This window comes from Brucella pseudogrignonensis (genome assembly GCF_031454375.1).
GTDB classification, from domain to species: Bacteria; Pseudomonadota; Alphaproteobacteria; order Rhizobiales; family Rhizobiaceae; genus Brucella; species Brucella pseudogrignonensis_A.
In genome coordinates, this window is record NZ_JAVDQT010000001.1 from 290559 (window position 1) to 315344 (window position 24786).

Consider the following 24786-nt stretch of genomic DNA (forward strand, 5'->3'; position numbering starts at 1 on the left):
CTGCGTCACCCGCCGAGGCCGCAAAACTTTGCTTAGTATATATTGTGTCGCAGGTTTAGGGAGCTTTGCGGATAATAGCGATCCATGCAAAGCCGCGACGCAGGACTTTTCGCTCCAGATGAGCGCCTTGTTCTTTTGCAAGCTGCTCTGACACAGCAAACAGGTTTTCGCGCGGAGTGACATGAAACCAGTTAAGCCATGTGAAAAGGGCATTTTTGAAAAAGCTTGGTAGGCGTTGCTGATCGCCAAAATCGACAATATGCATTTCTCCGCCGGGCTTTAAGTGCCGAATGCTTTCCTGAATTGCCGACTGCCATTGCGGTATCATTGAGACGGCATAGGAAATGAAGATGCGTTCGAAGCTACCTACGTTGAAAAGTGAGGTGGGATCAAAATGTGTCGCGTCAGCGCGTTCGAGCTTTATGCGCTCCGCAATTCCGGCACGCTTTGCTGCAGATTTGGCGGTATCGAGCATCTCGGCTGAAATATCGATGCCGTAGAGTTTTGCGCTGGGGTAGGTCTTCGCGGTTTTGATCAGATTGCGTCCCGTACCGCAGCCTATTTCCAAGACGCTGCCACCTTCAGGCACGTTGAGACCTGCAATCATCGTATCGCGCCCTAGAAGGTAATATTTGCGCGTCGCATCGTAGAAGTGTCGCTGGTAGCGATAGACGCGGTCCATAAGACTGGCATGGTCTGCGCTGTTGATGTGTTTTTGATGGACGCTCATATTATGCGTCTTTCAAAACGTAGAGATGAAAGCCGCCATAGATGGAAGAGCGGTCGCGGTCATGCAAAGCACGAGATTGTTCAGCGCGATAATCCCAATGGTCGAGTATTGAGGTGTCAACCCGACCTGGCAGCAGGCTTGGCTCGGCTGCTGTGCGGAAGATAACGCGCGCACCGGGTGCAGCCGTGCGGGTAATCTCGCTCCAGAGCGCGTTGAGCTGTGCGTCGTTCATCCAGTCTTGCGCGTCGAGCAAGATATAGCGATCCACCGATGAAGCAGGCTTTTTGGCGAGAAATTCCGTATAATTGGCATTGCGCACGCTCATGCGATCAACGCGCGTGCGCACAGTGTCGAAGTTCACGCGCGAGAGATAAGGCGGCAGAGGGCCGGTCTCGTCGTCACTGCTATAGCCGCGTCCAAAAGCCTGCCATGCGAAATAGTTTTCGCTGAGAGGGAAGGCGCAGGCGAGTTTCTCAAGCCGAGCGCGGAGCACGAAAGCCATGTCGCCATTTCCAGCTGTTGCCAAGGCATCATATTGCTGTGGCGGAATGCCAAGGCCGAATAGCGATGATTTACGCGCTGTCGCCCAGCGGACCATTCGTTTTTCAAACAATGGTGCTAGGGCAGTATCAAAGAACGTGCGCTGTTCTTCCATGGTGCGTGCTTTGAGAATGTCGCGCGGGTCAATGCCATAAAGACGGGCAACGCGATGGCCCATGCCGATGAAAACGCCAAGCAGGCCATGGCGGTAGAGATCGCGAGAGAAAATCGAAATGCGCTGGCGGCCACTCCATTTGCGCTTTTCCCAATAGGCTCGGCTTTCGCTATCAAGATGCGGTTGGATAAAGCGCTGATAGGCCGCAAGATTGGCCTTGTCATCGGCTTTTCCATAGAAGCGGTAGAATGTTGAGTAGTCCGGCAAGTGTTTGAGCGCCGCGAGCTTCAGCCGATTAAACGCGACATGGGCATTGTTCAGATCGACCGCTTCTACCGAAGCCGGGTCAGCAGTCAGATAAGAAAGTGCGTTGCAGCCGCCCGACGCGATAGTCACTATACGGTGGCCTGTTTCAATGGCAAGCGCTGCCATATCAACTTCCGGGTCCTCCCATATTTGCGGATAAACCAGCCCTTTAAATAGCCAGGCAAATAGTCTTTCGGAAACACCGTCTTTTGAAAGTGCATTGTTTTGAGTGACTGCACGTTTGAGGATTGTATCGTTCGCGCTTCTCTTTTTCATGCCATGTTCCCGGTTATTGCGCTGCCAAATCACTGGTGAATCCAGACTTGTTTGGCAGAGTTAAACATTGTCGGGTAACAGGCGCGTGACGCAGAAAATTATGGTTAGCACTTTGTTATTATGGCGGTTTGTTACCGCTCGTAAGACTATTTGAGAGAACCTTTCCGCATGCTCGCCGTTTTCTAACGTGATGTTGGCGTCGTCAAACACATCGCTTGGAAATAGCTCTGGGGACAAAAGCGTGATGTGACGAATGTCTTTTCGAGGTGATTGGCCGCTAAACCGGTCACGCACAATAAATCAGAAAGCGTTGGCTATATCCCCGCAACGCTTCAATTTAGGGTAAGGAGAGCCACCGTGAAGAAGTTTTTGATTGCTTCAGTTGCTGCCGTATCGTTTTTGGGTCTTGCAGCTTGTAGCGACAATTCAAAAGACACCAGCAATGCTCCGGCTGCACCAGCGCCTGAAGCGCCAGCTGCACCAGCAGCGCCTGCTAATAACACGACAACGACTCCTGCTACACCTGCGCCTTCAACGCCGGGTACAACGGGAACTCCGCCTGCAAACTAGATTGCAGTTACGGTCGCGTGAATGCCCATGGTATTCGCCGGCTTCAGATAGCGGTCCATTTTCGGGCCGCTATTTGCCTCGAAGGGAGCGGAATAGGTGACAAATTCTGCGATTGTTAAAAACAAAGATGAGGTGAGTGCGTTTTCAGAGTTTAAACGTCGTCTTTCTTCAGTTATGGCTTTTGTCATGAGCCGTAATTTCTTGTTTTTGATTTCCGCTGTTGTTCTTGTTGCACTTGCTGCTTGCGGCAAGGGTAGTGACGATACGAACGCAGTATCCGCTGAACCAGAGCAAGAAACCTCTACTCCTGCGCAAGCCTTGCAAGAGCAGGATGGCCCTAATCTCATGAAGGCGCTGGAAGATAATTCCGGTGTGATGACACCAGAGCAGCAGGCTGCAGCCATTGAGCGTGCTCGCAGCAACGCAGAAGCCGCAGCCAAAGCAGTCGGACAAACCGAGCAACAGGCTCAAGCCGCAGGTGAAGCCGCTGCGAGTTCCGCGCAGCGTTCTTTTTCAGAACGTCAGTCCCAATAACTATTTTGTTTATTGCTAAATTATTGTTTTTTCGTCGATTGTCGCGAGTTGATGTTTCCAGCCTTTGCGGAATTCTATAGAAACGATTCATGTCGATCTGGGTTCAAATCGGTGATTTTTTCACCTCTATAACGCTCAGCGCTATTTCTAGCGTGATTGAAGCCGTGCGAACAGTTTTCGAAGGCGATGAAGACACGCGCAGACGTGTTGCTTTTTCCATTGCCATGATCGCACTGTCGGCCAAGATGGCTAAGGCCGATGGGGTCGTAACGCAGGACGAATTTCGCGCGTTTCAGCGGATCTTCTCCGTACCAGAAGAGGAACATGCGCATGTTGTGCGCCTCTATAATCTCGCACAGCAGGATGTCGCCGGTTATGAGAGCTATGCGCGTCAGCTTGCGGGGCTTTGTCGCGAAGGCGATGAGAATTGTCATCTGCTCGAAGATATCCTCGACGGGCTGTTTCATATAGCGACGGCTGATGGCTATGTGCATGAAAAGGAAATGGCGTTCCTATCGAACGTTGCTGAAATCTTTGGCTATGACGAAGAAGGTTTTGACCGCATCGCTTTGCGGCATGTCAGTCGCGGCGAGGGCGATCCCTTCGCCATCCTTGGTTTGAAACGTGGAGTTTCTTTTGAAGAAGCGCGCAAAAAATATCGCGCGCTGGTCAAGGAACATCATCCAGACAGGCTTTTTGCTGAAGGCCTTCCGCTAGAATTCATTAATATCGCAAATGCGCGCCTCGCTGCCATCAACAGTGCTTGGGCCAGTGTCGTGAAGCAACTGGAGGCCGTATGAGTGGTTCAGATATCAAGTCGATAGATGACTTGGCAGCGCTTGCGTTGGAAAAGCCGGATTATCCCACTGCTACTATTGATGCCTCGCCGAATTTCGGACCTCGTAAGGATGGTAAGACGGCGACTTATCTGATCCTGCATTATACGGGTCTGGCAACAGCAGAGGAAGCGCTCGAGGTTCTCAAGTCTCCTGAACGCGAAGTCTCGGCGCATTATCTGGTTCATGAAGATGGGCGCGTTGTGCAGATGGTGTCTGAAAAAGCGCGCGCATGGCATGCGGGAAACAGCTTCTGGAAAGGCGAAACCGATATTAATTCGGCTTCCATCGGTATTGAGATCGTCAATCCGGGTGTTCTCGAAAACTATCCGCCATTCGCTGAACGGCAAATCGCGGCGGTTATCGAACTGTGCCGCAGCATTTGCTCGCGTTATGAAATCCGTCCCGAAAACGTGCTTGCGCATTCAGACATAGCACCGGAGCGTAAGACTGATCCGGGGCACAACTTCCCATGGAAGCAACTGCATGAAGAAGGTATTGGCCATTACATCGAGCCAACGCCGATCCGTGGCGGTCGCTTTCTCGCACGTGGCGAACAAGGCCAGCCAGTCGAGGCTTTGCAATCGATGCTTGCGCTTTACGGATACAAAATTGAGATCAATGGTGCGTTCGATGAGGCCACTGAGATCGTGATTAAGGCCTTTCAGCGGCATTTTCGGACACAAAATGTGGACGGTGTAGCTGATGTATCTACTATAGATACCCTCTACAGGCTTATTTTTTCGCTGCAAAATGTTACCGCGTGAGCATCGCTATTTTTTAGGGTGCTCAGCGGCGAGAGTTTCATATTTCTGTAGTAATTTCATTAAATTAGACCGGAAGTCGCGCTGATTATTGATCTTTTTCCACTCATGCGCGCATCACGAAATGTGACAGCGTTTATTACAACCTGTAAGACTATTTTACTTCCCCTACCAATCTTCGGCTGCATTTCCCCATCACATGATCTGCCATTCCCGGCGGTGATGAGCGTGTGAAATGCTTGTTGAGCGGGATCATAAATAAAACGGCAATGCTGCCCCCAAGACCAGCAAAGCCCCATAAAAACGATCCAAGACGGTAGGTTATGAAGTCAAAATTTGTAGTTGTTTGCGCCCTCATTGGCGCCATGAGTTCTTTTGGTCTAAATTCTGCAATGAGTGCGCCGGTAAACGAGCCCACCAATCTCGCAGACCTTCTGAAAGCCCGTGCACAGAACCAGGCTGTTGAAGCCAACAAGTCAGAAAAGGCTTCGCGTTCCGCCCGCACAGAAACGAAGCAGACGGCTAAGAAGGCTTCGGTCATCACCAAGCGCGCAGCACCAGCAGCAAAAAGCGCAAAGCGTTCCAAGGCACGTGCTGACGCACCAAAGTCTGCACAGGTTAGCGGTAAGGCTTATTCGCAGATCATCAATCGTTATGCGTCAACCTATGGTGTGCCATCTTCATTGGCGCACGCTGTTGTTCGTCATGAGAGCAACTTCCAGCCAAATGTTCGCGGCGCAGCCGGTGAAATTGGTCTGATGCAGATCAAGCTTTCGACCGCTCGCGGTCTCGGCTACACGGGTTCTGCAAAGGGTCTCTACGAGCCTTCAACCAACATCCAGTTTGGCATGAAATATCTGGCGATGGCGCAGAAGCTTGGCGGCGGCAGCACTTGCGGCACCATCCTCAAGTACAATGCCGGTCATGGCGCAAAGCGTATGAACCCAACCTCTGCAAAATATTGCAGCTCGGTTAAGTCCTATATGGCTGGTCTGTAACATCTGAATTCATGTTGTCGGTCGCGTAGAGTTTCAGACTGATGATGTGAAAGAAAAGCCGGTAGCGGTTTCGCTGCCGGCTTTTTTGTTGTGTGGAGATTTTTTCGAAACACGGTTCCCACTTTGTCCGATCATGCTATATACGCGCCGTCAGTCGGTCGGGCAGCCGCGCTTGTCATATGTCGAAAGACGGCAGGTGAGGAAAGTCCGGGCTCCATGGAAATACGATGCCGGGTAACGCCCGGCGGGGGCGACCCCAGGGATAGTGCCACAGAAAGTAAACCGCCCCGTCTTCCGTACCGCTTGTCTAAGCGGCAGGGATGACGGGGTAAGGGTGAAAGGGTGGGGTAAGAGCCCACCGCGCCGGTGGCAACACAGGCGGCACGGTAAACCCCATTGGGAGCAAAACCGAATAGGGACGGCGCGCCGGTTCGCAAGGACCGGCAATCAGTTTCCGGATCAGTCGTCCGGGTGGGTTGCAAGAGGCGGGTGGCGACATCCGTCCCAGATGAATGGCTGCCACGTTGGACGCAAGTCCGGCCATACAAAACCCGGCTTATAGACCGACTGACACTCTATCCATTTGCTAGATCGGTACGCCCGTAAAGAAGTCGTAGATGAGCTTCATGTTTAGAACGACGATGATCACGGCGGTAATAGCAGCAAGGAATGTCACCCAGCGCGGTGCCACCAGTGCGCCCATCTTTTTCTTTTCTGCCGTAAACATTACAAGCGGAATGACGGCGAAAGGCAATTGTAGACTGAGAACAACCTGAGACAGGATCAGAAGCTCGCTGGTTCCCTGTGATCCATACATGATTGTAACGATAGCAGCCGGAACAATCGCGACAAAGCGTGTGATAGCGCGACGCAGCCATGGTTTCAGCTTGATGTCGATGAAGCCTTCCATCACGATCTGACCAGCCATAGTCGCTGTAATCGTCGAGTTAAGACCGCAACATAGCAGAGCTATTGCGAAGAGCGTTGGTGCCAGTGCTGAGCCGAGCAGCGGATTGAGCAAGGCATGGGCTTTGTCGAGGTCTTCGACGCCGGTATTGCCAGTCGCGTGGAAACTTGCGGCAGCGAGGATCAGGATGGAAGCATTGACCAGCAAGGCGAATGTCAGTGCGATGGTGGAATCAAGCGTGGCATAGCGAATTGCCTCGCGCTTTTCCGGCACTGTTTGCCCATAGTCTCGGGTCTGAATGATGCCCGAATGCAGATAGAGATTATGCGGCATGACCGTCGCACCGATGATGCCCAGTGCAATATAAAGCATATCCGGATTGCGCAGGATTTCGGTGGTTGGTGCAAAACCACGGATAACATCACCCCAATTTGGGTCTGCCATCAAAATTTGGATCAGGAAGCAGATTGCAATGACAGCGAGCAGCGCAATGATCAGCGCTTCAACACGACGAAAGCCTTTATTCTGAAGATAGAGAACCAAAAGCACATCGGCGGCGGTGAGGATGACACCAATTTCGAGCGGGATGCCAAACAGCAAATTGAGACCAATTGCCGTGCCGATGACCTCGGCAAGATCGGTGGCGCAGATCGCAAGTTCTGCCAGCAACCATAAAGGCCAGGCAAGAAAACGCGGATAGGCATCGCGGCAGGCTTGAGCAAGATCGCGTCCTGTCGCAACTGCCAGTCGGGTGCATAAAGCTTGCAGAAGAACGGCCATGAGATTTGAAAGCAGCACGACTGAAAGCAGCATATAGCCAAAGCGCGAGCCACTAGCGAGCGATGTTGCCCAGTTGCCGGGATCCATATAGCCAACGGCAACGAGATAGCCGGGGCCGAAGAAAGCCATGGCACGGCGGAGTTTAGAACCCGAGCGACTGACCCGTATCGAGCGATGAACATCTGACATCGACGCTTCGCCGCGATCCCGACGCCAGCCTTCAAAAGTAACGTCTTTCGCCGTGGTCGTCGTTGTATCCTGCGGGGCCATGCTTTGAGGTTCCAAAATGCAATTGCAAATTATTTGCAGTTAATAATCCTGTGCGGTGATTTCGTCAACGGTGGTGGGAAGGGCGCTCTTCATAACTATGTGATCGTGCATGCCGGATATTGGATGAATGAATTGTCGGCCAAACTGGCTCTGATGCAGCGAGGATAAGAGCAAACAAAAGTGCTTTAATTTATTGCGGGGAAAACTTTTCATACAAGACGGATTTATGAAGGTCGCTGCCAAAGGATAACGGTTCATTAAGCTTAATATCCGATAACTGTTTGAACGAATCCGCCAAATCGACACCCGTCTGAAATTGGCCGGAATGATGCGCAAAACACTGGATAGCGGGACGTGATCCCGGGAAAGGATCGTGATGATGGCTAGCCTCGGCGGAGACCAATCTCAAGCCGAAGGGGCTCAGGTCCGTCACGTTCCGGTGCTTATCTCCGAAGTGATTGACGCTCTGAAACCCGAAACCGGCAAAGTAATCGTCGATGGCACCTTTGGTGCTGGCGGTTATACGCGCTGCATTCTTGAGCAGAGCGCGAATGTCATTGCTATTGATCGTGACCCGACTGCGATTGCAGCAGGACAGGTTATGGTGAAAGAGTTTGACGGCAGGCTTGACCTTGTCGAAAGCCGTTTTTCTGCGCTGGATCAAGCGGTTGAACAGGTATTGGGAGCGGATGCCACGGTCGATGGCGTTGTGCTCGATATTGGCGTTTCTTCGATGCAGATTGATGAAGCCGAGCGCGGCTTCTCTTTCCAGAAAGATGGTCCGCTTGATATGCGCATGTCGCGCAAGGGACCAAGCGCTGCCGATGTCGTGAATCGTCTCAAGATGGGCGACCTTGCACGTATTTTTAATTTTCTGGGCGAAGAACGTCACGCTGGCCGTATTGCGCGGATGATCGAAAAGCGCCGTGAAGCACAGCCTTTTACACGCACGCTTGATCTCGCCAATGCTATTGAAGCGCTGGTCGGACGTAATCCAAAGGTGCCAATTCATCCTGCGACGCGTGTGTTTCAGGCGCTGCGTATCTATGTGAATGATGAGTTGGGCGAACTGGCGCGCGCGCTGCTTGCAGCCGAGCGCGTCTTGAAGCCAGGCGGGCGTCTTGTTGTTGTAACCTTCCATTCGCTAGAAGACCGTATGGTCAAGCGCTACTTTGCGGATCGTTCTGGCGGCAGTGCAGGATCACGGCATTTGCCAGCAACGCACGTGCGGCTGCCAAGCTTTACACCTGCGGTGAAGGGCGCTGTTGGCCCAACGGCTGAAGAAGAAGAGCGCAATCCTCGCTCGCGGTCTGCAAAATTGCGTGCAGGTGTGCGAACTGAAAATCCGCCTCTTGAAGATGATTTGACGCTTTTCGGGTTGCCTAAGCTGCCTGAAACGCACGAACTGGCCCGGAGTTGAACGAGTGCTGCGTACTTTTGAGCTCATCATGATTGCGGCGATGCTGGTGGCAGCAACGATCACCTATACCATCAAATATGATGCGGAGAGGCAGATCTCGGTTATTGCTAAACTCCAACGTCAGATTAACTCTGAGAAGGACACAATCACGCTTTTGCGCGCAGACTGGGCATTGATGAACCAGCCGGGACGTTTGCAGAGCCTTGTTGGTGTTTACTCTGAAGAGTTGAAGCTTGAGCCGATTGAAGCGCAGCAGCTGGCCATGGGTGTCGAAGATATTCCTGAGCGTCAGCTCGATGATATTCAGAAACTAATTTCCGGCAGCGACGAACTGGTCGCAAGCGGCGTTCTGGAACCAGACGCAACGACCACCGGAAGCGTTAAAAAGAATGGAGCGAGGCACTGATCATGCGGCTGAAGCTCGGATTTTCCAAGAAGAACAAAAATACGATTGATGACGGTAACATGCCGGCTGGCAATGAAAAGCTGGCTGGCAATATGGCGTTTGTGGGTTCGCGTAAGAAGCACGGCAATCGTGCGCGCAATCGTTTGTGGATGGCCATTGCCTGTTTCGTCGGTATCTATGGCGTTATTGGCGGCAAGCTCGTCTATTTCGGTGTCATTGGTGGCGAAGACGATGACTCCAACGGTCCTGCCGTACATCAGCTCGCTTCGCGTCCTGATATTCTGGACCGCAACGGCGAAATCCTTGCGACAGACATTAAGACCTCGTCGCTGTTTGCTGAACCACGCAAGATCGTTGATCCAGATGAAACCATTGAGCTGCTTTCAACGGTTATTCCTGATCTCGATTGGGAAGCCACCTACCGCCGCTTGAAGGGTGGCGCAGGGTTCGTATGGATTAAGCGCGGCCTCACACCGCGTCAGCAGAGCCAGATCATGGCGCTCGGTGTGCCGGGTATTGGTTTCCGTACGGAAAAGCGCCGTTTCTATCCCGGTGGTCCGACTGCATCGCATATTCTTGGTCTCGTCAATGTCGACAATCAGGGCATTGCCGGTATGGAGAAATATGTCGACAGTCAGGGACTAAGCGATTTGCGCGCGGCTGGCATGGCCACCGCGCAATCACTTGAACCAATCAAGCTGTCGATTGACATTCGCGTCCAGCACATCATGCGCGACGTACTCGTCAAAGCGGTCGAACGCTACCGCGCTATTGCTGCGGGTGCTGTTGTCCTCAACGTGAAGACCGGCGAAGTCATTGCTATGGCGTCCGTGCCGGATTTCGATCCGAACAATCCGGTGAATGCGCTGGATAAGGATCGCCTTAACCGTATGTCGGCGGGCACCTATGAAATGGGTTCGACGATTAAGAGTTTCACCACGGCTATGGCGCTCGACTCGGGCAAGTTCACGCTAAACTCGAAAATTGATGCCTCGCGTCCGTTGGTCATTGGTCGTCAGACCATCCGTGACTTCCACGGCAAGGGCCGTGTGTTGACGCTGCCAGAAGTCTTTATCTTCTCATCCAATATTGGTTCGGGACACGAAGCGAATGTCGTTGGTATTGAAGGCCATCGCGCGTTCTTGAAAAAGCTTGGTCTTCTGGATCGCATGCAGACAGAGCTTCCAGAAGTTGCGCGCCCGGTTGAACCGCGTGTCTGGAAGAAAGTTCATTCGATGACCATTTCGTTTGGTCACGGCATGATGACCACACCTTTGCAGACGGCAGTTGGTGCCGCGGCGCTTATGAATGGCGGCAAGCTGATCGAACCAACTTTCCTTGCGCGTACACAGGCTCAGGCCGATCAGGTTGCACAGCAGGTGATCCATCCGCAAGTCTCTGCCGACATGCGTTATCTCTATCGTCTGAATGCGACAGCACAGGGTGGTTCGGGTAAGCGCGCAACGGTTCAGGGCTATCGCGTCGGTGGAAAAACCGGCACGGCGGAAAAGGTTGTTCATGGCCGCTATTCGAAAGATGTACGCTTTAATGCCTTCCTTGCATCGTTCCCGATGGATGATCCAACCTATGTGGTTTTGACCATTATTGACGAACCGAAGCCGGAAGAAGGCAAGTACAGCGCGACCGCTGGTTTGAATGCTGCACCGATGGTTGCTGATATTATTCGTCGCTCAGCCACTTTTTTGGGGGTTAAGCCCGATTTTAAACAGGAATTTGCGCCAGCAGAGTCAGAAATCGCCGCGGCTGCTGCTGGATATGATTGATTCGTGTAATTGCATGTAGCGCGTGTTACGTCCCTTTATCTGGAATTGGTATGACCATGAAGTTGAAAGACATCGCACTTTTTAAGGATCTTACCTCCGGTTCCGCAGGTGATCTGGAAATTACTGGCGTTACTTCGGATTCCCGCAAAGTGGAGCCGGGCTTTCTGTTCGCAGCTTTGAAAGGCGTGAAGGCGGATGGCTCTGTCTATGCGATTGATGCGGCCAAACGCGGTGCCGTTGCGATTATTGCTGGTAAAAGCGCTGTTTTAGAAAATATCGGTGTGCCTGTCCTTCATGTTGAAGACCCGCGCCATGCGCTCGCGGTTGCGGCAGCTCAATTTTATGGCAAGCAGCCGGAAGTTATGGTTGCAGTAACAGGTACAAGCGGCAAGACTTCCGTGGCATCTTTCACGCGTCAGATTTGGGCCTATGCCGGTTTTCCTGCCGCTAACATTGGAACCACGGGCGTTTTTTCACCAACGCGCAGCGATTATAATTCGTTGACGACACCTGACCCGGTTGAGTTGCAGCGCCTTCTGGCCGAGCTTGCCGATGAAGGTGTGACCCACGCCGCGATGGAGGCTTCGTCGCATGGTCTTGATCAGCGTCGCCTTGACGGTGTGAAGCTTGCCGCTGGCGCTTTCACTAATCTTGGTCGCGATCACATGGATTATCACGCGACGATTGAAGAATATCTGCATGCCAAGATGCGCCTGTTTGATACGCTTTTGCCAAAAGGTGCGCCTGCGATTATTTTTGCAGATGACCAGTTTTCGCCACAGGCTATTGAAGCGGCAAAAGCCGCTGGCTGTGATGTAAAAACCGTTGGTCGTAAGGGTGATTTCATCACCATTAAGCGCGTTGAACATGAGCGTTTCCGCCAGCATGTTGAAGTGCGCATTGCTGACGAAATCTTCGAAATTGAACTGCCGTTGGCTGGTGACTTTCAGGTTGCGAATGCGCTGGTGTCGGCTGGTCTTGCAATGGTTACGGGTGTTCCTGCTGCTGCGGCAATGCGTGCACTTGAGCGTCTCAAAGGCGCTCCGGGTCGTCTTGATCTCGTTGGTGCTACAGAAGAGGGCGCTCCTGCCTATGTGGATTATGCCCATAAGCCGGAAGCGCTTGAAAATGTGCTGACGTCTGTGCGTCCGTTTACAACGGGCCGCGTGATCGTGGTATTTGGCTGTGGTGGGGATCGTGATAAGGGCAAGCGCCCGATCATGGGCGAAATCGCAGCGCGTCTTGCTGATGTGGCAATCGTCACCGATGACAATCCACGTTCAGAAGTGCCTGCGCAAATCCGCGCCGAAATCATGGCTGCGGCACCAGGCGCGACCGAAATCGGTGATCGTCGCGAGGCGATTTTCACAGCGGTTTCGATGATGATGCCGGGCGACACATTGGTTGTTGCGGGCAAAGGACATGAAGAAGGTCAGATCGTTGGTAATATTACATTGCCATTCTCTGATCATACGGAAGTGGCGGCAGCACTTGGCGCGCGCCTTGAGGAGCATAAGGGATGAGTGACTGGCTTTGGACATCTGCCGATATGGTGGAGGCCATGGAAGGTCGGCCTTTCGGTACGTTGCCTGCAGGAATTACCGGAATTTCCATCGATAGCCGCACGTTGAAAGAAGGCGAAGCTTTCTTCGCAATCAAGGGCGATTTGTTCGATGGGCATGATTTTGCAACGGCTGCCATGGCCGCTGGCGCAGGTCTGCTGGTGGTGAACGAATCTCGCCTTCCTGCGCTTGGTCATCTCAAAGTGCCGATGATTGTCGTTGAAGACGTGCTTGAATCTTTAACCAAGCTCGGGCTTGCCTCGCGTGATCGCTCCAAAGCGCAGATCATCGCTGTCACAGGCTCTGTCGGTAAGACGACGACCAAAGAGGCGCTGCGTCACGTGCTGGTAGATAGTGGTAAAGTTCATGCGTCGGTTGCCTCATTCAACAATCACTGGGGCGTGCCGCTGACGCTTGCCCGTATGCCAGCTGATACTGATTACGGTGTGTTTGAAATCGGTATGAACCATCATGACGAAATTCGTCCGCTGGTGAAGATGGTACGTCCGCATGTGGCGCTGATTACACTGATCGCGCCTGCGCATCTTGGCCATTTTGCCAATTTGGAAGAAATTGCAGTAGCGAAAGCTGAGATTTTTGAAGGCGTTGTTCCGGGCGGCTATGCGCTGCTCAATCGCGACGACAAGCGCTTCAAGCAGCTTGAAGAACTGGCTGAAAAGGCCGGCGTCGAGCACATCGTCACCTTCGGTGAAAATGCCCGTTCGGACTATCGTCTGCGCGAAGTCAAAATGCATCCAACCTGTTCATGTATGACCGTTAAAATCGGCAATGAAGAAGCTGTCGTCAAAGTCAGCATGCCGGGACGCCATATTGTGCAGAACATGCTTGCGGTTCTGGGTGCTGCTCATCTCGTTGGTGCGGACATGGCAAAGGTTGCCATTGCTATGGCAACGTTGAGCGCTGAAGGCGGTCGTGGTGCGCGTCATGTGCTGGAACATCCAGATGGCGGTTCTTTCACACTGATCGATGAGAGCTATAATGCCAATCCGACGTCTATGCGTGCATCGCTTTCGCTTTTGCAGGCAACGCCGCCGGAAGGTCCACGCGGTCGCCGTATCGCAATTTTGGGCGATATGCTGGAGCTGGGCCGTCAGTCTGGCAAGCTTCATGCTGACCTCGCGCGCCCGATTGTCGATGCCGAAGTGAACGTGCTTTATATCGGTGGCCGTGAAATGTCGGTGCTGAAAAATGCCTTGCCGGTTGAAATTCACGTCGAATACAGGCAGAGCACCGAGGAATTATTGCCATTGGTGATGAAAGCAGTCCGCCCCGGCGATGTGGTCATGGTGAAATCCTCCAAAGGGATCGGTTTCGCTAAGATCGTCAAGGCGCTGACAAACCAGTTTCCACCGGTGGTGCCTGCCGAATAGGCGTGTTTGAGGGATTTTTCTCCGTATGTTGATGCTTCTTGCAGTTTTTGCCGATCATGTGACACCGTTCAACGTGTTTCGCTACATCACGTTCCGCACCGGCGGTGCGATGATCACATCGGCACTGATCGTTTTCTTGTTTGGTCCTGCGATCATCAATTCGTTGCGTGCGCGACAGGGAAAAGGCCAGCCGATCCGTGCTGACGGACCTCAGACCCACTTCAAGAAAGCCGGTACGCCAACCATGGGCGGCCTGATGATTATGACCGGTATTCTCGTGTCATGTTTCTTCTGGGCAAATCTCTCCAGCGTTTATGTCTGGGTTGTGTTGATGGTCACGGTCGGCTTTGGCGCAATCGGCTTTTATGACGACTACCTCAAGGTCACCAAGCAGTCGGATAAAGGCTTTTCCGGCAAGTCGCGTCTTGGCATTGAATTTCTGATTGCCGCTGTTGCAGCTTTCATCATAATGCGAGCAGGGCAAGAGCCGTTCTCGTCGTCGCTGACATTTCCGTTTGTGAAGCAGTTCGTTCTTAATCTCGGTTGGTTCTTCATTCCTTTTGCAGCCTTCGTGATGGTTGGCGCAGGCAATGCGGTGAACCTGACCGATGGTCTTGATGGTCTCGCAATCGTTCCAGTGATGGTTGCTGCTGCTTCTTTTGGTTTTATTGCCTATCTGTCGGGTAATGCGATCTTTGCGGATTACCTGCAAATCCACTTTGTTCCGGGTACGGGTGAACTGGCTGTGGTTCTTGGTGCCGTGATTGGAGCGGGGCTTGGCTTCCTCTGGTTCAATGCGCCACCGGCAGCAATTTTCATGGGTGACACCGGTTCGCTTGCCCTTGGCGGTATGCTCGGAACTGTTGCTGTTGCCACCAAGCACGAGATCGTTCTTGCAATCATTGGCGGTCTCTTCGTTATGGAAGCGCTTTCGGTGATTATTCAGGTTGGTTCGTTCAAGCTTACTGGCAAGCGCGTGTTCCTGATGGCACCTATTCATCATCATTTTGAAAAGAAGGGCTGGACGGAAAGTCAGGTCGTGATCCGTTTCTGGATCGTGGCGATTATCCTTGCCATGATCGGCCTTTCCACACTGAAGCTGAGATAAGGCAGACGAATGATCCCGATCACCGCCCTTAAAGATAAGACTGTTGCCCTCTTCGGACTGGGCGGGTCGGGCATCGCAACGGCCAAGGCTATTGTGGCCGGTGGCGCAAAGATCATTGCCTGGGATGATAATCCCGACAGTGTGGCCCGCGCCCAAAGCGCAGGCATTGCAACAGGTGATCTGAGGCAGGCGGACTGGTCACAGTTCGCTGCCTTTGTGCTTTCGCCGGGTGTTCCGCTGACCCATCCAAAACCACACTGGACGGTGGATCTGGCACGCGCAGCTGATGTTGAGATTATCGGCGATGTTGAGCTTTTTGTGCGCGAGCGCAATCATATTGCACCCGATTGTCCGTTTATTGCCATTACTGGCACCAATGGCAAATCGACGACGACCGCGCTGATTGCGCATATCATCAAGGCATCAGGCCGCGATATGCAGCTTGGCGGTAATATCGGCACAGCGATCCTCACACTGGAAGCACCAGCGCCGAACCGTTTTTACGTCGTTGAGTGTTCGTCTTATCAGATTGATCTTGCGCCATCGCTTAATCCGACTGCTGGTATTCTGCTCAACCTGACGCCTGATCATCTTGATCGTCATGGTTCGATGGAAAACTATGCTGCAATCAAAGAGCGGCTGGTTGCGAAAAGCGGCGTGGCAATCATTGGCGTCGATGACGACTATTGCCTCAGCATTGCAGATCGCCTCGAAAACACTGGCGTAAAAGTCGCGAGAATTTCGAAGGACAAGCGCCTTGAGAATGGTGCTTTTGCGGACGGTGCAAAGCTGTATTCTGCTAAAGCTGGCAGCGTTGAAGAGCTTGCTTCGCTTGAAGGTATTGGTTCGCTGCGCGGCGCGCATAATGCGCAGAATGCGCTTGCTGCTATCACTGCCTGTCTTGCCGCTGGTCTGTCGATCGAAGAAATTCGTGCGGGCCTGAAAAGCTTTCCGGGCCTTGCGCATCGCATGGAGCAAGTGGGGCATCGCGGCAAGGTTCTGTTCGTGAATGATTCCAAGGCGACCAATGCGGAAGCAACAGCCCCTGCATTGTCGTCCTTTGCCAATCATATTTACTGGATCGCTGGCGGCGTGCCCAAGGCGGGCGGGATTGCCTCGCTTTCTGGTTTCTTCCCGCGTATCACCAAAGCCTATTTGATCGGTGAAGCTGCGGCGCAATTTGCTGCCACGCTTGGCGATGCGGTGTCGTTTGAGATTTCCGACACTTTGGCTGCGGCTGTTGAACATGCGGCGCGCGATGCTGGCAATGATGGCTCAAGCGAACCTGTTGTTTTGCTTTCGCCTGCCTGTGCGAGCTTTGACCAGTTTCAGAATTTTGAAAAACGCGGCGATGCATTCCGCAGCGCCGTTCTTGCGCTCCCGGGTATTGAGCCAATCGGAGGGAAAAGCTGATGGTAAGTCGCGTTGACCGTGGTGCTGTCGCCAATTGGTGGTGGACAATCGACCGTTACTTTCTGGCTGCATGTCTGGCGCTGATGGGCCTTGGTGTGCTGCTTTCCTTTGCGGCCAGTCCTGCTGTTGCACAGCGTATTGGCCTCGATAGCTTCCATTTTGTCGAGCGTCAGACGCTGTTCATGATTCCAGCTGTAGGCGTGATGATTGGCGTGTCGTTTCTCTCGCCACGCCAGATCAGACGTTTTGCATTGCTGCTGTTGGGCGCATCGCTGTTCCTGATGCTTGCGGCGCTGTTCATCGGCATTGAGATCAAAGGTGCGCGCCGCTGGGTTAGCCTTGCGGGTGTCTCCATTCAGCCGTCCGAGTTTATGAAACCCGCTTTCGTGGTGATTTGTGCGTGGCTTTTCTCGGAGCGCGAGCGCGGTGGCCATATGCCTGGCTATTTTCTGGCAATGGCACTGTTCTGTGTCACGGCTGGACTGCTGATGTTGCAGCCGGACTTCGGGCAGACAATGCTAACCACTGGCACATGGGGTGCGATGTTCTTTCTCGCTGGCCTGCCAATGTTCTGGATTCTGGTTCTTGGTGGTATCGCGGTTGTTGGTGCTTTCGGGGCTTACATGACGCTGGATCACGTTGCGGGCCGTGTGAACCGATTTATGACGGGTGAGGGCGATACGTTTCAGGTGGATGCAGGCCGCGAAGCCATTTTGCGTGGCGGCTGGTTCGGTCAGGGACCGGGCGAAGGCACGGTCAAGCGCATCATTCCAGACAGCCATACCGACTTTATCTTCTCGGTAGCCGCCGAAGAATATGGCATTATTCTTTGCATGATCATCATGGCACTGTTTGCGTTTATCGTGATCCGTGGCTTGTCGATTGCGCTTCGTGAGCGCGATGCTTTCACGCGTCTTGCTGTTTCCGGCATCGTGATCCTGTTCGGTTTCCAGTCGATCATTAACATGGCGGTTAATCTGCATCTGATGCCTGCAAAGGGTATGACGCTGCCATTCATTTCCTATGGTGGTTCATCGCTTGTAGCGATTGCGATCACGATGGGCATTTTGCTGGCGCTGACACGTCGTCGTCCGGAAGCGCGTATGACGCATACGGTCAGCATGGGTGAGCGCATTCCGGTTTTGTGAGGGGACTATGGGCAAAGGCGTAATCGTACTGGCTGCCGGGGGGACTGGCGGCCATCTGTTTCCAGCCGAAGCATTGGCGCATGAGTTGAAGTCTCGTGGCTGGGATGTGCATCTGGCAACCGATGCGCGCGCGCAGCGCTTTGCCGGGGCATTTGCAGAAGATCATGTGCATGTGATCCGTTCCGCTACCATTGCTGGGCGCAATCCGATTGCGCTGGCACGCACGCTCTGGTCGTTGTGGCAGGGCAATCTCGACAGCCGCAAACTGTTCCGTCGCTTGAAACCGAAACTGGTTGCTGGCTTCGGTGGTTATCCAACGCTGCCGCCGCTTTACGCTGCAAGCAATATGGGCATCCCGACGATGGTGCATGAGCAGAATGCTGTCATGGGCCGTGCCAATAAGGGTTTGGCATCGCGCGTGAAGGCAATTGCTGGCGGCTTCCTGCCAGAAACTGCCGGTACTTTTGCCGATAAGATTATTTCGACGGGCAATCCGGTTCGTCCGCCTGTGCTTGCGGCTGCCAAAACATCCTATCGACCAGCCAAAGAAGGTCAGCGTTTTCGCCTGCTGGTATTTGGTGGCAGTCAGGGTGCGCAGTTTTTCTCACAAGCTATTCCTGAAGCAATTGCGCTTTTGCCAGAGAGTGAACGTGCAAGGCTGCTGATTACCCAGCAAGCCCGCAAAGAAGACGAGGCGGCAGTTCGCGCCGCTTATCAGAATCTGCGTATTCTTGCGGATGTTGCGCCGTTCTTCAACGATATGCCAGCACGCATTGCCGATGCGCATTTTGTCATTTCACGTTCGGGGGCTTCGACTGTTTCGGAAATAGCAGCAATTGGCCGTCCGGCGATACTGGTGCCTTTCCCGCATGCGCTTGATCATGATCAGGCAGCGAATGCGGCAGCCCTTGCGAGTGCTGGCGGTTGCGAAGTCGTCCGACAGTCAGAACTGACGCCGCAGCGACTGGCTGACATCATCAGTGCAGCGATTAACGAGCCAGAAAGGCTTGAACAACAAGCTAAAGCTGCAAAAAGCGTTGGTAAGCCTGATGCCGCGCAGTTGCTTGCTGATCTTGCAGAGGCTATTGCAGCAGGACAATCAGTTCAGGAATTTAAAGAAGGAACTCGGCCATGAAAATGCCGCTCAACATCGGGCTTGTCCATTTTATCGGGATCGGCGGTATTGGCATGAGCGGCATTGCAGAGGTGCTGCACAATCTTGGCTATAAAGTTCAGGGCTCGGATCAGTCGGACAGCGCCAATGTGCAGCGTCTGCGCGAGAAGGGCATTGAAGTCTTTGTCGGCCATAAGGCTGAGAACCTCGGTGATGCGGAAGTGATTGTTGTCTCCACAGCAATCAAGAAGACCAATCCGGAACTGGCCGCTGCGCGCGAAAAGCTTCTGCCGATTGTTCGCCGCGCTGAAATGCTGGCTGAACTGATGCGCTTCCGTCGCGCGGTTGCCATTGGCGGCACGCATGGCAAGACCACCACCACATCAATGGTCGCAGCGCTGCTTGATGCCGGTCATCTTGACCCGACGGTTATCAATGGCGGCATCATCAATGCCTATGGCACCAACGCCCGCATGGGTGACGGTGACTGGATGGTTGTCGAAGCCGATGAAAGCGACGGCACGTTCCTTAAACTGCCAGCTGATATTGCGGTTGTAACCAATATTGATCCTGAGCATCTCGATCACTACGGTAACTTTGACAATGTGCGTGCAGCTTTCGCACAGTTCGTTGAGAATGTGCCGTTTTATGGTTTTGGCGTTATGTGCCTCGATCATCCCGAAGTGCAGGCTCTGGTGAGCCGCATTGAGGATCGTCGCATCGTGACCTACGGCCAAAATCCGCAGGCAGATGTGCGCTTCGTCAATCATCGCATGGAAGGTGCTGTCAGCGTATTTGATGTGCTGATTCGTTCGCGCAAGGGTGAGACGACCGAGATCAAGGATCTGCGCCTGCCGATGCCGGGTCTGCACAATGTTTCCAACGCAACGGCAGCCATTGCCGTAGCGCATGAGCTGGGCATTTCAGCCGATGATATTCGTCGTGGCCTTGGCGCGTTTGGCGGTGTGAAGCGTCGCTTTACGCATACAGGCTCGTGGAATGGCGTTGAGATTTTCGATGATTATGGACACCATCCGGTTGAAATTCGCGCGGTGCTGAAAGCCGCACGCGAAGCAACCAAGGGTCGTGTTGTTGGTATCGTTCAGCCGCATCGCTATACGCGTCTGCACAGCCTGTTTGATGAGTTTGCAGCGTGCTTCAATGATGCGGATACCGTCATTGTAGCTCCGGTTTACACTGCTGGCGAAGACCCGATTGAAGGCGTAAATTCGGAAACGCTCGTTTCGCGCATTAAGACCGCGGGTCATCGTGATGCACGTTATGCCAGTGGTCCAGAAACATTGGCACCGCTTGTTGCATCTGTTGCTGAACCCGGCGATTTCGTGGTTTTCCTCGGTGCGGGCAATATCACGCAATGGGCTTATGCACTTCCGAAAGAACTGGCTGAACAGGGTAAAAAGTAATGGAAAGCGGCGAAGCGCTTCTCAAAAAGCTCGACGGCAGGCTGTCTGGTCTTCGTGGGCGCATGATGCCGGACGCTGGCATGGACAAGATCACTTGGTTCCGTGCCGGTGGTCCTGCACAGGTCCTGTTTCAGCCCGCAGACGAAGAAGATTTGTCCGAGTTTCTGAAAGCTGTACCGGAAGAAATTCCGCTTCTGGTTGTAGGGGTTGGTTCCAACCTGCTTGCGCGTGACGGTGGTATTCCGGGCTTTGTGGTGCGTTTGTCAGCCAAAGGCTTCGGCAGTGTCGAGCAGGTGTCGGAAACGCAGTTGAGGGCAGGGACCGCAACGCCAGATAAGCGTGTAGCAGCGGCAGCCCTTGAGGCTGGTCTTGCAGGCTTCCATTTCTATCACGGCATTCCTGGTGCCATTGGCGGCGCTTTGCGGATGAATGCTGGTGCTAATGGTGTGGAAACCCGCGAGCGCGTGGTGGAAGTGCGCGCACTTGATCGCAAGGGCGAGCTGCACATTCTGTCCAATGCCGATATGGGCTATGCCTATCGTCATTCCTCAGCATCGCCTGATCTGATTTTCACCTCAGCTCTCTTTGAAGGTGTTCCGGGCGACCGTGACGACATTCAGAAGGCGATGGACGAGGTGCAAAACCACCGCGAAACGGTGCAGCCTGTGCGCGAGAAAACTGGCGGCTCAACCTTCAAGAACCCTGAAGGGTCTTCTGCTTGGAAGGAAATCGACAAGGCTGGCTGTCGTGGCTTGCGTGTTGGTGGCGCACAGATGTCTGAGATGCACTGCAATTTCATGATCAATACGGGTGACGCCACCGGATATGATCTCGAAATGCTAGGCGAGACAGTTCGCGCTAAAGTTTATGAGGCTTCCGGCATTCGCCTTCATTGGGAGATCAAGCGGCTCGGCTTGTTCCGCGAAGGGCAGGAAGTTAAAGAATTCGTATAAAAATTAATATTTTAAGAAGCCCGGATTTCCTACTGAAATTCCGGGCTTTTTTCTGCTTATTGAGTCGTTCGTAAGTTGCTCCCCTTTTGATAGGGGCTTGCCACGGAATCAACTCTCTGATTCTTTATGGTTAACCGTACAGTGATTTGATTCGTCAGAGTTTTCTGACTTGGGTGTCTGCTGCGTAGTGTAGCCGGGCTATCCTGATTCTATTTTTGATTCGAGCGCAGGGGATGCGCAGAGGGGATGACTAACGTGGCTGGACAGAAGGCTGTAAAGCATGTTGCCGTTTTGATGGGCGGTTTCTCTTCAGAGCGTTCTGTCAGTCTGTCGTCCGGTGCTGCTTGTGCAACTGCTCTCGAAGATCGCGGCTACCGCGTTACGCGTGTTGATGTTGATCGCAATATTGCCAGTGTTCTCGCTGAGTTGAAGCCTGATGTGGCGTTTAATGCGCTGCACGGCCCGTTTGGTGAAGATGGCACCATTCAGGGTATCCTTGAATATCTCCAAATTCCTTACACGCATTCCGGTGTGCTGGCTTCGGCGCTTGCCATGGATAAGGATCGCGCCAAGACGGTAGCGGCTGCAGCCGGCGTATCGGTTGCGCCTTCGCGCCTGATGAACCGTTTTGAAATCGGCAATGAGCATCCGATGCAGCCGCCTTATGTGGTGAAGCCTGTACGCGAAGGTTCAAGCTTCGGTGTTGTCATCGTTCAGGAAGATCAGACTCATCCTCCGCAAATCATCAGCTCAGCCGAGTGGAATTATGGTGCGGACGTTCTGGTCGAAAAATACATTCCGGGCCGTGAACTGACCTGCGCCGTGATGGGTGATCGCGCGATGGATGTCTGCGAGATCATTCCGGTGGGGCATCAGTTCTACGATTTTGATTCAAAATATGTGCCTGGAGCATCAACTCACGTATGTCCGGCAAAAATTTTACCAAATATTTACCAAAAAATACAAACAATGGCACTCACGGCGCATCGGGCAATCGGGTGTCGGGGCGTAAGCAGATCAGACTTCCGTTTCGATGACCGTTTTTCCGAAGAAGGCGAAGTTATTTGGCTGGAAGTTAACACCCAGCCGGGAATGACTCCTACCTCGCTCGTACCTGATATCGCGAAAGCGGCGGGTATCTCTTTTGGTGAATTGTTGAGTTGGTTGGTGGAGGACGCGTCTTGTTTGCGTTAAACGGCAGATCACATGAATACAGGCGTTCTGGCGCGATGCGTGATGCATCGGGTGCAGCCTTTGTTCTGCCGCGCTTTCTGCGCAAGCCCTTCCGCTTTGCTGTTCGTTTGTTTCAGGGCAACATCAATGTTCCGCGCTATGCTGGCACGATTGGTATGCTTGGCTTTCTCGGTGCAACCGGCGTTTACGGTATGGTTCTTGGTGGCCATTCCGAAAATATGGTCAAGGCAACTGCCTCGACTCTCGGTTTTGCAATCGAAGACGTGAAAGTCGTTGGTAACAACGAGACCTCCGATATTGATATTCTCGGTCAGCTTGAGCTGGATGGTGAAACATCGCTCGTTGGCTTGAGTGCTGAGGCTGCGCGTCAGGCGATTGCGAAGCTTCCTTGGGTTGAAAGCGCAGAAGTGCGCAAGGTTTATCCGGGCACGCTGCTGGTGTCGCTTGAAGAGCGTAAAGCTTTCGCGGTCTGGCAGAATGGTCAGGAGCTTTCGCTGATTGATTCTGCGGGTGATACAATCGTTCCGTTCCGTCCGGGTCGTTACAACGCTCTCCCGCTCGTGGTCGGTGAAGGTGCTGAAAAGCGCGTTAAGGGCTTCGTAGACGAGGTTGCCGCCTATCCTGCGCTGGCGGGCAAGGTTCGTGCTTATATTCGAGTTGCTGATCGTCGTTGGGACATTCTGCTGGAAAACGGCGTTCGCATCATGCTGCCGGAAAATGATCCGATGAAGGCTCTTGCCGAAGTCGAAAAGATGGATAGCGAAAAGCATCTGCTGTCGCGCGACATTGCTGCGGTCGATATGCGTCTTGATGATCGGGTGACGGTGCAGCTGACGGCGAGTGGCATGGAGCAACGCGAGAAGTTCCTGGTAGATCGTAAAAAAGAATTAGCCCGCACGGGGAAACGCGTATGAGTATTCTTGGCGGAAAAGGTTCATCACAAACTGGAACTGCAGGGCGCAAGGTGCGCCTGCTGACAGTTTTGGATGTTGGTTCAAGCAAGGTTTCTTGCGTGATTGCGCGTCTGCGTCCGCATGAAGCTGGTGCGCTGCTTCCGGGCCGCACGCATCGCATGGAAGTGCTTGGCATTGGCCACCAGCGTTCGCGCGGTGTGAAGTCTGGTGTCATCATCGATCTTGATGCGGCTGAACAGTCAATCCGCCTCGCAGTCGATGCTGCTGAGCGAATGGCTGGCCTGACAGTTGATAGTTTGATCGTCAACATTTCTGCGGGTCGTTTGAAGAGCGAGACGTTTACTGCGAGCGTTAATCTCGGCGGTCATGACGTTGAGCAGACGGATATCCGTCGCGTACTGGCCGCTGGTGCCAAGCAGGCATTGGCTGCGGAACGTCACCTCGTTCACTCGCTGCCTGTTGGTTACACGCTTGATGGCGAACGCGGCATTCGTGATCCACTCGGTATGCTGGGCGATAGCCTTGGCGTCGATATGCATGTGCTAACGGCTGATGCGGCACCGCTTCGTAATCTCGAATTGTGTATCAATCGTTGCCACCTTTCGGTCGAGGCAATCGTTGCGACGCCTTATGCGAGCGGCCTTGCAGCGCTCGTTGGCGACGAAGCTGAAATGGGTGCTGCCTGCATCGATATGGGCGGCGGCACGACCACAATTTCCGTCTTCTCTGAAGGCAAGTTCATTCACGCTGATGCGGTTGCTATCGGCGGTTCGCACGTCACCATGGATGTGGCACGCGGCTTCTCCACGCGGATGGAAGATGCTGAACGCCTTAAGGTTATGTATGGCTCGGCGCTGCCAAGTGCAGCTGACGACCGCGACCTCATCTCGGTTCCGCCAATTGGCGATGACGAGCGTGATGTACCCAATCAATATCCGCGTTCGGTTTTGACGCGGATCATCCGTGCACGTGTGGAAGAAACGCTTGAACTGGTTCGCGACAGGCTGAACCAGTCGGGCCTCGGACATATCGTTGGCAAGCGTGTGGTGCTGACAGGTGGTGCAAGCCAACTGCCGGGCATGCCAGAAGCAGCCAGACGGATACTTGCAAGGAATGTGCGTATCGGGCGTCCGCTAGGAATAGCGGGATTGCCTGAAGCGGCTAAGGGTGCGGCTTTCTCCGCGACTGTTGGACTTCTGATCTACCCACAAGTGGCAGGCATTGAAGAGCGGTCGGTGAAAGCAGCTTCCTCCGGTCTTATGACTGGTACGGGCGGGCGAATTCAGCGTGTCGGCCAATGGCTGAGAGAGAGTTTTTGAGTACACTGAG

At 53.4% G+C, this 24786-nt stretch carries 22 protein-coding genes and 1 other RNA gene; 20 read left to right on the forward strand and 3 right to left on the reverse strand.

All coding sequences use genetic code 11. From position 1 onward, the window contains the following. Positions 1-55: 55 nt before the first annotated feature. Together J2782_RS01380 and J2782_RS01385 are read right to left on the reverse strand one after the other, a co-directional pair. The gene (locus J2782_RS01380) at positions 56-730 is read right to left on the reverse strand and encodes a class I SAM-dependent methyltransferase (RefSeq protein ID WP_310009811.1); all 675 of its coding nucleotides are present in this window, start codon (positions 728-730) and stop codon (positions 56-58) included. Position 731: 1 nt separating this feature from the next. Next, positions 732-1967 (reverse strand): BtaA family protein, encoded by a 1236-nt coding sequence (locus J2782_RS01385; protein ID WP_310009812.1) that lies wholly within the window; start codon positions 1965-1967, stop codon positions 732-734. Positions 1968-2324: 357 nt separating this feature from the next. On the opposite strand from J2782_RS01385, the gene J2782_RS01390 reads away from it, so the two are divergent. The 6 genes from J2782_RS01390 to rnpB all read left to right on the forward strand — a co-directional run bounded on the left by J2782_RS01390 (position 2325) and on the right by rnpB (position 6244). Beyond that, entirely contained in the window at positions 2325-2537 is a 213-nt protein-coding gene (locus J2782_RS01390; protein ID WP_310009813.1) for a hypothetical protein, read from the forward strand. A gap of 96 nt (positions 2538-2633) precedes the next feature. Further along, complete coding sequence (locus J2782_RS01395; RefSeq protein WP_310009815.1) at positions 2634-3071, forward strand: hypothetical protein; 438 nt, start codon at positions 2634-2636, stop codon at positions 3069-3071. Between the two features lie 89 nt (positions 3072-3160). After that, entirely contained in the window at positions 3161-3871 is a 711-nt protein-coding gene (locus tag J2782_RS01400; RefSeq protein WP_310009816.1) for a TerB family tellurite resistance protein, read from the forward strand. After that, positions 3868-4674 (forward strand): N-acetylmuramoyl-L-alanine amidase, encoded by an 807-nt coding sequence (locus J2782_RS01405; RefSeq protein ID WP_310009817.1) that lies wholly within the window; start codon positions 3868-3870, stop codon positions 4672-4674. Before J2782_RS01400 ends, J2782_RS01405 begins: the two co-directional genes overlap by 4 nt. Before the next feature lie 320 nt (positions 4675-4994). Next, positions 4995-5669 carry a lytic transglycosylase domain-containing protein gene (locus tag J2782_RS01410; protein ID WP_310009818.1) on the forward strand — a complete coding sequence of 225 codons (675 nt, stop codon included), beginning with the start codon at positions 4995-4997 and terminating at the stop codon, positions 5667-5669. Between the two features lie 150 nt (positions 5670-5819). Beyond that, positions 5820-6244: RNase P RNA component class A (gene rnpB / locus J2782_RS01415), an RNA gene on the forward strand. Positions 6245-6255: 11 nt separating this feature from the next. Here rnpB and J2782_RS01420 read toward each other — a convergent pair. Further along, positions 6256-7545 carry an Nramp family divalent metal transporter gene (locus J2782_RS01420; protein WP_404989602.1) on the reverse strand — a complete coding sequence of 430 codons (1290 nt, stop codon included), beginning with the start codon at positions 7543-7545 and terminating at the stop codon, positions 6256-6258. 457 nt (positions 7546-8002) lie between these two features. Here J2782_RS01420 and rsmH point away from each other — a divergent pair, with 457 nt between their 5' ends. From rsmH to ftsA, 14 genes are all read left to right on the forward strand, one after another. Next, positions 8003-9046, forward strand: a complete 1044-nt coding sequence (gene rsmH, locus J2782_RS01425) for a 16S rRNA (cytosine(1402)-N(4))-methyltransferase RsmH (RefSeq protein ID WP_310011033.1) — start codon at positions 8003-8005, stop codon at positions 9044-9046. A 4-nt stretch (positions 9047-9050) separates the two neighbouring features. Then, entirely contained in the window at positions 9051-9452 is a 402-nt protein-coding gene (gene ftsL / locus J2782_RS01430; protein ID WP_310009820.1) for a cell division protein FtsL, read from the forward strand. A gap of 2 nt (positions 9453-9454) precedes the next feature. Then, entirely contained in the window at positions 9455-11236 is a 1782-nt protein-coding gene (locus tag J2782_RS01435; protein WP_310009821.1) for a peptidoglycan D,D-transpeptidase FtsI family protein, read from the forward strand. Positions 11237-11286: 50 nt separating this feature from the next. After that, positions 11287-12759 carry a UDP-N-acetylmuramoyl-L-alanyl-D-glutamate--2,6-diaminopimelate ligase gene (locus J2782_RS01440; protein ID WP_310009822.1) on the forward strand — a complete coding sequence of 491 codons (1473 nt, stop codon included), beginning with the start codon at positions 11287-11289 and terminating at the stop codon, positions 12757-12759. After that, positions 12756-14189: a UDP-N-acetylmuramoylalanyl-D-glutamyl-2,6-diaminopimelate--D-alanyl-D-alanine ligase gene (locus tag J2782_RS01445; protein WP_310009823.1), complete on the forward strand. Its 1434-nt coding sequence runs from the start codon at positions 12756-12758 to the stop codon at positions 14187-14189. The genes J2782_RS01440 and J2782_RS01445 overlap by 4 nt, the downstream gene beginning before the upstream one ends. Positions 14190-14214: 25 nt before the next feature. Next, entirely contained in the window at positions 14215-15297 is a 1083-nt protein-coding gene (gene mraY / locus J2782_RS01450) for a phospho-N-acetylmuramoyl-pentapeptide-transferase (RefSeq protein WP_250038850.1), read from the forward strand. Positions 15298-15306: 9 nt separating this feature from the next. Continuing rightward, complete coding sequence (murD, locus tag J2782_RS01455; protein WP_310009824.1) at positions 15307-16710, forward strand: UDP-N-acetylmuramoyl-L-alanine--D-glutamate ligase; 1404 nt, start codon at positions 15307-15309, stop codon at positions 16708-16710. Further along, positions 16710-17858, forward strand: a complete 1149-nt coding sequence (ftsW, locus tag J2782_RS01460) for a putative lipid II flippase FtsW (RefSeq protein WP_310009825.1) — start codon at positions 16710-16712, stop codon at positions 17856-17858. Before murD ends, ftsW begins: the two co-directional genes overlap by 1 nt. Positions 17859-17865: 7 nt before the next feature. Continuing rightward, positions 17866-18993, forward strand: coding sequence for an undecaprenyldiphospho-muramoylpentapeptide beta-N-acetylglucosaminyltransferase (gene murG, locus J2782_RS01465; protein ID WP_310009826.1), 1128 nt, complete (start codon positions 17866-17868; stop codon positions 18991-18993). After that, positions 18990-20396 carry a UDP-N-acetylmuramate--L-alanine ligase gene (gene murC, locus J2782_RS01470; protein ID WP_310009827.1) on the forward strand — a complete coding sequence of 469 codons (1407 nt, stop codon included), beginning with the start codon at positions 18990-18992 and terminating at the stop codon, positions 20394-20396. Before murG ends, murC begins: the two co-directional genes overlap by 4 nt. After that, positions 20396-21349 carry a UDP-N-acetylmuramate dehydrogenase gene (gene murB / locus J2782_RS01475; protein WP_310009829.1) on the forward strand — a complete coding sequence of 318 codons (954 nt, stop codon included), beginning with the start codon at positions 20396-20398 and terminating at the stop codon, positions 21347-21349. The genes murC and murB overlap by 1 nt, the downstream gene beginning before the upstream one ends. Positions 21350-21595: 246 nt before the next feature. After that, positions 21596-22543 carry a D-alanine--D-alanine ligase gene (locus J2782_RS01480; protein WP_404989585.1) on the forward strand — a complete coding sequence of 316 codons (948 nt, stop codon included), beginning with the start codon at positions 21596-21598 and terminating at the stop codon, positions 22541-22543. Then, the gene (locus J2782_RS01485) at positions 22531-23457 is read left to right on the forward strand and encodes a cell division protein FtsQ/DivIB (RefSeq protein ID WP_310009830.1); all 927 of its coding nucleotides are present in this window, start codon (positions 22531-22533) and stop codon (positions 23455-23457) included. Before J2782_RS01480 ends, J2782_RS01485 begins: the two co-directional genes overlap by 13 nt. Next, on the forward strand, positions 23454-24776 hold the full coding sequence (gene ftsA, locus J2782_RS01490; protein WP_310009831.1) for a cell division protein FtsA: 1323 nt from the start codon (positions 23454-23456) through the stop codon (positions 24774-24776). The genes J2782_RS01485 and ftsA overlap by 4 nt, the downstream gene beginning before the upstream one ends. Positions 24777-24786 lie beyond the last annotated feature (10 nt).